Source organism: Lysinibacillus sp. NPDC059133 (assembly GCF_042755925.1).
Taxonomy (GTDB): Bacteria; Bacillota; Bacilli; order Bacillales_A; family Planococcaceae; genus Lysinibacillus.
The window spans coordinates 46,652-57,328 of the sequence record NZ_JBHZDH010000030.1 but is presented as its reverse complement, the minus strand read 5'-3'; the positions used below and the strand labels follow the sequence as shown (position 1 = coordinate 57,328).

Annotated in this window: 8 protein-coding genes, 1 pseudogene and 1 riboswitch; of the genes and pseudogenes, 3 read left to right on the top strand and 6 right to left on the bottom strand. The window is 37.1% G+C overall.

Annotated features, from left to right (window positions below; translation table 11 throughout):
* Both ACFXN8_RS16000 and ACFXN8_RS15995 read left to right on the top strand, forming a co-directional pair.
* The coding region (locus ACFXN8_RS16000) for a hypothetical protein (RefSeq protein WP_386846452.1) at positions 1-283 on the top strand (283 nt) is incomplete at its 5' end.
* Positions 280-1,284 (top strand): M23 family metallopeptidase, encoded by a 1,005-nt coding sequence (locus tag ACFXN8_RS15995; protein WP_376078540.1) that lies wholly within the window; start codon positions 280-282, stop codon positions 1,282-1,284. The genes ACFXN8_RS16000 and ACFXN8_RS15995, both read left to right, overlap by 4 nt.
* A gap of 128 nt (positions 1,285-1,412) precedes the next feature.
* Here the strand turns inward: ACFXN8_RS15995 and ACFXN8_RS15990 are convergent, their stop codons facing one another.
* Positions 1,413-2,279 (bottom strand): copper amine oxidase N-terminal domain-containing protein, encoded by an 867-nt coding sequence (locus ACFXN8_RS15990; protein ID WP_386846450.1) that lies wholly within the window; start codon positions 2,277-2,279, stop codon positions 1,413-1,415.
* A 503-nt stretch (positions 2,280-2,782) separates the two neighbouring features.
* Here ACFXN8_RS15990 and ACFXN8_RS15985 point away from each other — a divergent pair.
* Entirely contained in the window at positions 2,783-4,477 is a 1,695-nt protein-coding gene (locus tag ACFXN8_RS15985) for a methyl-accepting chemotaxis protein (protein WP_386846448.1), read from the top strand.
* Positions 4,478-4,589: 112 nt separating this feature from the next.
* Here ACFXN8_RS15985 and ACFXN8_RS15980 read toward each other — a convergent pair whose 3' ends face one another.
* The 5 genes and pseudogenes from ACFXN8_RS15980 to ACFXN8_RS15960 form a co-directional block, all read right to left on the bottom strand.
* The gene (locus ACFXN8_RS15980) at positions 4,590-5,270 is read right to left on the bottom strand and encodes a hypothetical protein (RefSeq protein ID WP_386846446.1); all 681 of its coding nucleotides are present in this window, start codon (positions 5,268-5,270) and stop codon (positions 4,590-4,592) included.
* Between the two features lie 86 nt (positions 5,271-5,356).
* Positions 5,357-5,932, bottom strand: a pseudogene (locus tag ACFXN8_RS15975) (methyl-accepting chemotaxis protein); the annotation flags it as partial.
* A gap of 288 nt (positions 5,933-6,220) precedes the next feature.
* Positions 6,221-7,717, bottom strand: coding sequence for a sodium:solute symporter family protein (locus ACFXN8_RS15970; RefSeq protein ID WP_376078530.1), 1,497 nt, complete (start codon positions 7,715-7,717; stop codon positions 6,221-6,223).
* A 24-nt stretch (positions 7,718-7,741) separates the two neighbouring features.
* A complete protein-coding gene (locus ACFXN8_RS15965) occupies positions 7,742-8,494 on the bottom strand; it encodes an SDR family NAD(P)-dependent oxidoreductase (RefSeq protein ID WP_386846443.1) in 753 nt (250 codons plus the stop codon).
* On the bottom strand, positions 8,494-10,236 hold the full coding sequence (locus tag ACFXN8_RS15960; RefSeq protein ID WP_386846441.1) for a methyl-accepting chemotaxis protein: 1,743 nt from the start codon (positions 10,234-10,236) through the stop codon (positions 8,494-8,496). Before ACFXN8_RS15960 ends, ACFXN8_RS15965 begins: the two co-directional genes overlap by 1 nt.
* A gap of 108 nt (positions 10,237-10,344) precedes the next feature.
* Positions 10,345-10,430: riboswitch (cyclic di-GMP riboswitch) on the bottom strand.
* Positions 10,431-10,677 lie beyond the last annotated feature (247 nt).

Here is a 10,677-nt window from a genome sequence, read left to right as displayed (position 1 = left end):
CATCTGTTGGCCCGAGACCCTGCAGCGAAGCGAAGCGGCTCATCGGACGCCCCCAGGAAGCTTTGCTCTGTGCGAAAGCGAAGCGACAGCAACAAATGTTTTATCTGCGCGAAAGCGAAGCGTCAGCGACAAAGCGCCCAGTCGGAACGGAAATCAACCCTACGCTACGAGCCCATTTTTTTCACAAATTGCTCATTTCTACCGCTTCGTTTTCCCACAAAAAGTGCTGAATGAAGATAAAAAATTCGGTTATTCTAACGTTAGAAAGGAGGTCCATTATTGAATCGCCATTTTATATTCCTTTTATCATGGATGTTTTTATGGAGCTTTACTCTCCCCTCTGTTGCTTTAGCAAAAGAAGAACCCACCCAAGAAGAAATTGTACAGCAACGTATGGCCTATTACGTACAATTTGACGAATTACTCATTCCGTGGCATTTCTTAGCAGCCATTGACCAATATGAACGCAATTTGCAATCAGTTCGTAAAGATATTCCGAAACGGGATGGTATCATTGCCATTCAATTTTCTGATGAATATTGGTCAGGTGCTTTAAATCCTGTAAGAGATGATACTCGCCCAGACACAATTAGTTACTTTGGCGGAATGGGGCTAGATGGCAATGGTGATGGAGTTGCTAGTCCTAAGGATGATGTCGATATCATATTCTCCATGGCTACTTTTTTAAGTAAATTTGGAACAACTGATGAGGACTTTAAATTAGCTTTATGGGAATATTACGGAAGTGAACAGGCCGTAAATCAAATCTTCACCATTTCCAAAATGTATAGTCATTTCAAAACAACTGAGCTCGATGCCCATACATTCCCAATCCCTACTAATTACGATTACAGCTATCGGAGTACATGGGGTGCCAATAGGGGCTGGGGTGGACGCCGTATTCATGAAGGAACAGATATTTTCGCTAGCTATAGTACTCCAGTGGTTTCTACCTCTTATGGAGTAGTGGAAATAAAGGGCTGGAACCAATTTGGTGGTTGGCGCATAGGAATTCGAGATAATCATAATTCATATCATTATTATGCCCATCTTGGTAGTTATAATAAAAAGATTAAAGTAGGGGACCTTGTCGAACCTGGAACTGTTCTCGGTTATGTTGGTAGCTCTGGCTACGGTAAAGAAGGGACGTCCGGAAAATTCCCGCCTCATCTTCACTACGGTATATATAAGTTCAATGGACGTACAGAATGGGCATTTGATCCATATCCTTCTTTATTGCAATGGGAACGACAAGCAAAAAAAGCAAAGCAAAACAGTAATTAAATGTTGCACACAAAAAAGAAGGATAGATAATTTTTATCCATCCTTCTTTTTTGCTACATATATCCGGTAATTTCTAAAACTTCTATGTTTTTTTAGCCGAGCTCAATCGCTAATCTACCACAAGCTTTCTACCTCTGATCTGTCCGTTTCTCCCCTTCAATTTTTAGAACTAGCTTGTTGCTATTTTCCTGAGGGAATTTTCCCAGCTCCGTATCTTTACCCTGAGCGTCTACAATTCCATAAGTGAATAAGCCACGCATATACTCGTCCAAGAAATAAACATAGCTTTTAAAGGTTGGCTTCGCTCCCCACTCTCGTTCAGCCACATCATCCTTCTGCCATTTAATGACTGCCAGACCTTCATTATTCACTTCATAATAAGCATCGCTATAGCCGGCGAGATCCAGCGTGAAACGCAATGCTTCTCCTTCTGGAAACGTGTAATAGAAGTAATTATACCCTTCTCCAGCATGAAGAGGTGGCGCTTCCTCTGTGAGTTTTTCTAGTCCGAGCGCAATATGACGCGCCTTCGTGAGATCCCCGTGCATCAGTGTCTCGTATTCTTCCTGACCCGCAGGTGTACGGACAATAACCCGTTTATCTTTGTTATTGTAATAGACATAACCGCCAAGTGTCTCGCTAATGAAACGAATCGGCACATAAGTGCTACCGTTTTTGTTTACCACTGCAGCGTCTAATTTTATCGCCTTCCCATTAACTGTTGCTGTTTTTCTTCCCGCCACAAGCTGCACTTTCTTACTCTTATCTTTATTTTGAATCGTGACGACACCGGTCTTAGGATCATAAGCGAGCACAGGCCATGACGGGTCGCTCAGAGACCTTAATTTAACCATTGTTCGTCCTTCAACCGTAATAAAGTCATAGTCAGCTTGACCGTTGACAAAAAGAGAAGTTGAAGAAGCCGCATGTGCTGAAGTATTGCAAATAAAACTCACAAATAGCACGAAGCCCATTATTTTGAACCATTTGTTCATACCATCTTCCTCCTATAATTATCTTGTTTTAAAACAGTTGAACTCTAAATATATTATACCATCCAATCTAAAATATGGATAATACAGGGAAAAACTTTATGGAAGCTGCCAACTCGGATTGGTTGGCAATTTACGGAGTTCCGAATGTTCACCTCGATGTCTGTATATGAGAATGGCCACGTTTTAAGAAATTTTTTATGTAACTTATTAGACAAATTTTATAGAGAAAATTTACAACAAGTGCTTTTTTCATTAGGTTAGGTATAAATACATAAAAGTATTAAAAAAAAATTAGAATTTCTATTTAGACATATACATTTAACTACCTATCATTCATAACCCAGGATTTGTTATTGTACTAAAAAACCATTTTTAAATTTTTCCATTAAAAGGGCTTATGTATATATCTAATTAGTTATAAAATATATTTGTACTATAACAATTATGATTTCGATTTTTATACAGTTCTACATTGAAAATGAACAATAAAAGGATGGGAAAAGATGAAGGGAATATTTCAGTTTAAAACACTTAAAGCCCGAATTTTAAGTGCATTTCTTCTTTTGATAGTATTAGTTGTTTGTTTTACAACCTATACGTACATTTCTAATAATAAGATGGAAAAACAAGCAGAAGGTTTAGTGAAAGAAGATTTACAAGTCTTAACTGCAAGTAAAAATTTAGCAATGTCTATGAGTGTTCGTCTCTCTGCAGCTTTAAGTTATGTTGTATCAGGTGATGAAAAATACATAGAAACTTTTAATGAATATCGTCAAATTGCTGAGGAAAGTAATGGTATTGTGGAGAAATACGAAAATACGTCTGAGCGTGCGGAACTAGTTGAAATGGCACGTACATGGAGCAATCGCGTAAATACCGAAGTATTCGATGTTTATAAAAAAGGTGATAGAGAATTAGCATTAAAAAATTTAACAGCTATGAATAATCTTGTAATTGATGTTCGTGTTGGTTATGAAGAATTGGCCGATAAACGCTCAGATGCCATTACTAAGGTAGGAGATGACGTAGTATCAACAAGTTTAAGCAATAAAACAGTTGGACTAATTGTTAGCATTGTATTGACAATCGCAGGTATCCTAATCGCTATTGTTACTGCTAGCAATATTTCTAAACCTATTACAATTGTCTCGAAGCGCATGAGCGAATTAGCGGATGGCAATCTGCAACACGAACTACTTCCAATAACTCATCGAGATGAGATTGGTCAATTAATGCTTTCCGCAAATGATATGAATGAAAAATTAAAGCAAACAATAAGCTCAATTCATGCTGTTTCCGAAACAGTAGCAGCTAGTAGCGAAGAGCTGGCCCAATCTTCTAATGAAGTACAATCAGGGACAGAGCAAATTACCGTAACTATGCAAGAGCTAGCCTCTGGCACTGAAACACAAGCATCTACAGCAGGTGATTTAGCCGAAACAATGACTTCTTTCCAACAAAGTATTCATGAAACAACACAGGAAGGCATTGAATTAAAAGCGCATTCAAATCATGTACAAGAACTAACCACTACAGGTAAAGGCTTAATGGTACAATCAACACAACAAATGGCAACCATTAATGAAATTGTTTTAGATTCCGTAAAAAAAGTGGAAGGCTTAAATGCACAGTCTGCTGAAATTTCCAAACTTGTTTCAGTCATAGACGATATTTCAAATCAAACAAATTTACTGGCCTTAAACGCAGCCATCGAAGCAGCTCGGGCAGGTGAGCACGGTAAAGGTTTTGCAGTTGTAGCCGATGAAGTTCGAAAGCTTGCAGAACAAGTACAGTTCTCTGTCACTGATATTTCTACAATCGTCAACCGTATACAAGGTGAAACTGGTAATGTAACAACCGCTCTACAATCTGGCTATGAGGAAGTAAAAAGAGGAACTGTACAACTAGATCAAACAAATGAAACATTTGAACAAATTTCGGAAGCCGTTGAGGACATGATTCTTAACATAAATACCATTTCAGGCAATTTAAATAAAGTTGCTCAAAATTCCGAATCCATCAATGTCTCCATCGATGAAATGGCTTCTATTTCTCAAGAGTCTGCAGCTGGTGTAGAACAAACAACAGCAACTGTAGAGGAAACAGCTGCTACTATGGAGGAAATTTCAAGGGGTGCAAATCATCTCGCTGGTATGGCTGAAGAGCTAAATAGCCAATTACAGCAATTTAAAATTTAAGGTTCGAGGTGATACCTAAGCACTTTTGTGGCTCACCCGATCATTTCGAGGCAATTCTACCTAAAAAAGCTATCTCGACATTACGCTCGAGATAGCTTTTTTCCCCTTAATACTAATGCCTAATTGGTACCCTTTCCAGCTCATAACGTTTAATAATCACACTGATCTTCTGAAACCACTCCTCACATAAATCCAGCGCTTCTTGATACTCATCCTCTTCTCTTGATAGAGGCTCACTGTTATCCATAAAAACATATTCTAGAATAGGGTCCGATAAGTGATCAGCAACAATTTGCAACGTCAATTGAGACACAGTGTTATACTCAGGGTCCTCTTCATCTAATTCCTCTTCTTCTATATCCAAATCTTCACCAAGTAATGAACCACTTATGAAGTTATTGCTCGTCCTAGCAATATACATGTCGTCCTCTACTATAGCTACTTCATATATTTTATTGAATGGAATTTCTTTTTTTATCAAATTTTCATCTAAATCTTCTCTACTTACGAGGAAAAGTGTATTTGTAGGTTCATTTAGTAATAAAGCACTTAAACAATCATTTGAGATGATGCACTGTGTATGAGGGATAGCCATAAGCTCCTCCTCACTCGCCTCTTTCATTTCATTTAATTCATTGATATAGATATATCGTTCTTTTACATACCGAATAATTCCTGCTATTACTAGCCCTAAACCAATTAACCAATAGATCTTACTAAATATAGCCGTTTCAACTGAATTTGCTAGTAATACATAGATCATCCCCAGAAATAAAAGAAAAAAGGTTTTCATCTAGTTCCCACCCTTAAAAAGATAATCAATAGGATTATTTCATCCATGTTAATAGAAATTCTATTCTAACGATAATCTTTTCATTCTTAATTTCTATGGGAACTATCTGCATTTCTAACATCTACATCAAACTTTGAAACGGATTTTTCAAGATCTTCTGCCATTTTGTTCAGTTTTAAAATAGAATGGAGGATATCTTGATTGTAGCTTTCTTGTTCCATCGTACGCTCTACAACACTTTCTGTTGCCTTTGCAGCCTTATTCGCAAGCATTGTTGTTTCCATAACTCCTGCTGTAATCTCCTCAGAAAATGCAGACATTTCTTCTGAGGTTACAGAAACTTGTTTTGTATGAGATACTACGCCCTGAATAGATTGAAGAATACTTTCGAATGATTTTCCGGCATCTTCAACAGCTTGTAAACCGTCTTCTACATTTTCAGTGACTACATTCATCGTTTGCACCGTTAAGCTTGTATCCTCATTTATTTTAGAAATCAAGTTTGATATGCTATTCGCCGATTTTTCTGATTGCTCCGCAAGCTTCCTTACTTCTTCAGCAACTACGGCAAAGCCCTTTCCAGAGTCACCCGCTCTAGCCGCTTCGATCGCAGCATTTAATGCAAGTAGATTCGTTTGTGAAGCAATATCACGAATCATATTACAAGTAAAATAGAAAATACCATTAACATTTTAATTTTTAAGCTACTTCTCATTGTTGAACTCCTTTATTTTCTATGCGAATACTTACTTTTATATTTTGGTAATAATAAATTTTACAACATTATCCTGGTAAAATGTCTCTATTACCAAAGTACTTTATTTTTTTGCTAAAACAAGCTAAAATTGCCATTTTTAAGTGTTTTTTATGCAAAAAAAAAAAAAAAAAAAACACAAGGGCATTAAAAATCAATGCCCTCATGTTCCCGAATTTTCATTTATAAATAATCATCAATTTGAATGATCCATTAATTCCTCTTTACCACCAACATCATCTAAAGTCTTATCTTTTTCAATCTTATGCATCTCAAGAACATGTTGCGAAGGTGGAATAAGCAAACTAACGATAACAATTGTTATACCTGTGATCACAACTCCTGAGAAAACTGGTGCCTGCCACAGTTCATTTAATAAACCTAAAAATCCTTCTGATTGGATATGAAGACTCGGTACATAAGTTAAAGATGTAATAATGTAATAGACTAGCCCGACAGATATACTTGTCCACACGGCAGGTGTACTTACTCGCTTCCAAAACGGTCCTAAAACGATTGGCCAGAAAATCGTCACGAAGACAATATCCCATGCCAAATATGCTAAATCAATTACTTTCTGGAAGCTGACCGCTAAAACTAAGCCTAGCAAAGCGCTTAAAATAATAATAAGTCTTGAAAATCTTAATAGTTTTTTAGGATCTGGGTTACGATTAATAAAGTCTAAATAAATGTTTTTTGTGATAATTCCTGAAGTCGCAACATAACACGCGGCTACAGTAGACATTCCCATCGCTGCCATTGCTGTTAAAAAGATGGCTGCTAATAATGGAGGGAAATATCCTTGAGCAAAGGCAAGCATTAACGTCTCTGGATTTGTACTATTAGGATAAATCGTTTTGAACGCTTCTCCTAACATACCAGGAATCCAGCTGATCGCGATAATAATTGTCCCAGCTATAATCATACTGCGCTGTGCTACTTTTGGACTTTTTGCCGCTGCTACCCTTTGTCCTAAATCCACCGCTGGAATATCACCAAGTGCTAACACAAGATACAGTGTCCAAAATTCTGCTCCAGCCTTATTGAAGAGTTCACTAATATTCCACCATTCCGGGTTAAATGTTACATCAGGGTAATAGAATAAGATAAAAATTGTAATCCCTACTATACCCGCTACTGCAAGTGCCCCCTGAACAATTTCCGTATAGGCTACAGCCCATAAGCCACCAATAACAGAATATAGGGCTGTTAATGATACAAAGAGTATTGCCGCTGGAACGAAATCAATTTGCAACAGCTGCTGAATGATATACGTGCCTCCAACTGTTAACGCCGCTGCATTAAAGACACCGAAGGCAATCGCCATTACGACACCTGTATAAGCACCTAGCTTTTTACTGCCATATCTTAATCCATAGTAGTCTGCTAATGTCCAGCCTTTTAATCTACGTAAAGGCTTCGTCCAAATGAGTGCTCCAAGAATCATACAAGTCCCTAAACCGCCCATTGTTGCTGAACCTTCAAAGCCGCCACTTGTGTAACCTGAGCCAACTGCTGCAAAGAAGAATGGGGCCGCTAATAAGGCCGCCACTAGACTTCCTGTTACAACAGATAAAGGCATACTCCAACCAGCAACAATTAAATCCTCCGCAGTATTTACTCGTTTATATCCTTTATATCCAATGTAATAAATAAAAATTAAGTATAAGCTAAAGATGATTATATTTAACATAGTAGTGCTCCTTAGTTTCCCACATTATCCGTTCATAACGACTCCACCATTAGGTGTTAATATTTGTCCCGTATAGAAATTCGCATTTTCTGAAGCTAAAAACAACACAGTCTTTGCGATTTCTTCTGGTTGAGCTAATCGTTTTAACGGGTATTTAGCAGACTCTTCCTCTACATAATTTTCGCCAAATTCCTTTAGGATGTCTGTAAAAGTTCCACTAGGAGCTACTGCGTTGACTAGTATCGTAGGCGCTAACTCTCGTGCCAAAGCCTTCGTAAATGCATTGATACCACCCTTTGCAGCAGAATAATGCGTAAATTCCTCACAACCTAAACTACCAATATCAGAAGAAATATTAATAATTTTTCCTTTGTTTCGTTCTTTCATTCTTTTTGCTGCTTCTCGGCAATTGTAGAAGCAACCGTATAAATGAACTTTAATCATTTTATCCCATTGCTCATCTGTTAAATCCGTTATGCTTGAAGCCTGTGCAAATCCAGCGTTATTGACAAGAATATCAATAGCGCCTAACTGTTTGTCCATAGATTGATACATAGCTTGAACTTGCTGAGAATCCGATACATCTGCATTAAATTTCATAGCCTGTACACCAAACTTTTCCGCTTGTGTACGAACCTCTTCTGCCTCGTGATCATCACCAATATAATTGATACATACATTGGCTCCTAGCTCAGCAAAGCCTAAAGCAATGGCTTTGCCGATTCCTTTACTGGAACCTGTAATTAGTACATTTTTCCCTTTAAAATTAATTTCCATTATTGATCATTCTCCAATTTGAATTTTGTTACAAGTACCTGCAATTCTTCTGCTGTTTTTCCTAATGAAGAAGATGCCTCTTTCACCTCTTGCATGGTCGTCAATTGCTCTTGCGTTGCGTTTGACACATTCGACGAGAATTCAGATGACTGCTCCGCAGAATGCTTAATATTATTGACAGAAGCTGCGACTTCCTCCGAAGAAGCGGAAATTTGTTGAGACGCAGCCGAAATTTCGCGAATCTGACTTGCAACTTCTTCTGATGACGTGAGAATTTCTTTAAAGATTTCCCCTACTTCATTTGTAAATGCCATACCTGCCTTTACATCTTCTTTTCCTTTTTCCATAACAGTAATAGAAGCGTTTGAATCAGCTTGAATTGTACTAATTAAATTGTATATTTCCGTTGCAGATTGTGATGATTGCTCCGCTAATCGTCTAACCTCGTCAGCGACAACCGCGAAGCCTTTCCCATGCTCTCCTGCCCTAGCAGCTTCGATTGCCGCATTCAATGCTAGTAGGTTTGTTTGATCTGCTATTGCTGTAATAAGACTTACAATATCGCTAATTTTTTTCGTATTGATATGTAAACCATTTATTGTTGTCCCTATTTGTTCAACAGAATCATTGATCAACTCCATTTGTGCAATGACTTGGAGAACAACATGATTTCCACGTTCTGAAGCTTGAGAAGAGGAAATAGATGATTCAGCAGCTGTATTAGCCGAATCAGCAATTTGCTGGATGCCTGTCGCTGTTTCCTCCATAGCAGCAGCTGTTTCCTCAGTCATAACCATTGAGACCTCAGCGTTTTGCGTGATTTGTCCCATGTCTTGAGCAATATTTGTTGCGCTGTTATATGTCTCTGCTGCATTCACAGTTAGCTGATTAGCAGAAGAAGAAACGTTATCAGATGTACTTCTAATATTTAAAATGATATGTTGTAGATTCGAAACCATCGTATTAATCGATTCAGATAAATTTCCGATTTCGTCCTTCGTTATTTCTAAATCTACATTTACTAATTCCCCATTTGCTACTTGATTTGCAGCATTTACTACTTTCTTAAGCGGTTTTAATAGACGATCAATAATTATGTAAAGTAAAACTAATAAAATTAAAATTCCGATCACAGCTAGAACAATTTGTTTTATGACACTTGTTTTAATGATGGTATTTATATAATCCGCAGAATAATCAATACCTAATAATGCAATGAGCTTGCCATTGTCATCTTTAATAGGGCTAAATACAGTTCGCCATGAACCATAAGGATCTTGGAAAATATCAGTTACCTCAGTGCTATTATTTTTAATGGCCAATTTAGCTGTTTTTACATGTTCATCTGCTAAATCAGTAAAGATTTCACCCGCTTCATATACTTCGTTCAAATTAGAGGTATAGCCTATTGGGGTAACGCCATCTGCATCCTTCACATCCCAAATATAGCTCCAACTCATAATTCCTTGTTCTTCTTGAATCTTATCGAGTTGCTTTTGAATTTTCTTAAAGTCAGCATTCGTTTCTCCCTTTTCAGACAATAAATCTTTAATATCATCACTATCAAGATTCATAGCTGTCAATAAACCAACACTTTTCAACTCTTGTTCTAAATCAACAGACATTCGATTGTTTAATTCTCTAATACTTTGCGTAGTAATAATAGCAATTAAAAGTAAAACAATTATAGAAACCGTTAGTAAAAGCTTGTTTTTTAATGAAACATTTTTTAACAACTTCATGATTATTATTTCCCCCTTTTATTATGTTTTTGACAAAAAAATAACCTATTTCAAATGAAATAGGCATCAAAGAATATAACTAGCAATAGATGTACTTAACTAGTACTCCTTCGCAGCTCAGCCATCATAGTATTTAATACCTTAGACCCGTAGCTTTGCGTCTCTGCCTTTCGGCAAATTTGCCTATCTTTTTCCTCCTCAAATTAACACAATGGGTAAAAGTAGTCAATGTCACTAGTTAAAAATACACACATTTTCACTATTTTACTATAAGTATGAAATGAATAATATTACATAATTTTCTCGGTGCATCCACAATTCTCTTCAGAGCAAATCAATTATGCCTCGACATAATTGCGTCACAGGACGTGGCTGACTTCTGCTGAAAAAAGTTAAAAGCAGCTACAACGTAATATTGTAGCTGCTACTATAATTTAAAAT

What these genes read in the sequence shown, in the direction of transcription:
- ACFXN8_RS15990 (WP_386846450.1), bottom strand. Translation starts at nt 2,279, where the DNA reads ATGAACAAATGGTTCAAAATAATGGGCTTCGTGCTATTTGTGAGTTTT.
- ACFXN8_RS15985 (WP_386846448.1), top strand. Translation starts at nt 2,783, where the DNA reads ATGAAGGGAATATTTCAGTTTAAAACACTTAAAGCCCGAATTTTAAGT.
- ACFXN8_RS15980 (WP_386846446.1), bottom strand. Translation starts at nt 5,270, where the DNA reads ATGAAAACCTTTTTTCTTTTATTTCTGGGGATGATCTATGTATTACTA.
- ACFXN8_RS15970 (WP_376078530.1), bottom strand. Translation starts at nt 7,717, where the DNA reads ATGTTAAATATAATCATCTTTAGCTTATACTTAATTTTTATTTATTAC.
- ACFXN8_RS15965 (WP_386846443.1), bottom strand. Translation starts at nt 8,494, where the DNA reads ATGGAAATTAATTTTAAAGGGAAAAATGTACTAATTACAGGTTCCAGT.
- ACFXN8_RS15960 (WP_386846441.1), bottom strand. Translation starts at nt 10,236, where the DNA reads ATGAAGTTGTTAAAAAATGTTTCATTAAAAAACAAGCTTTTACTAACG.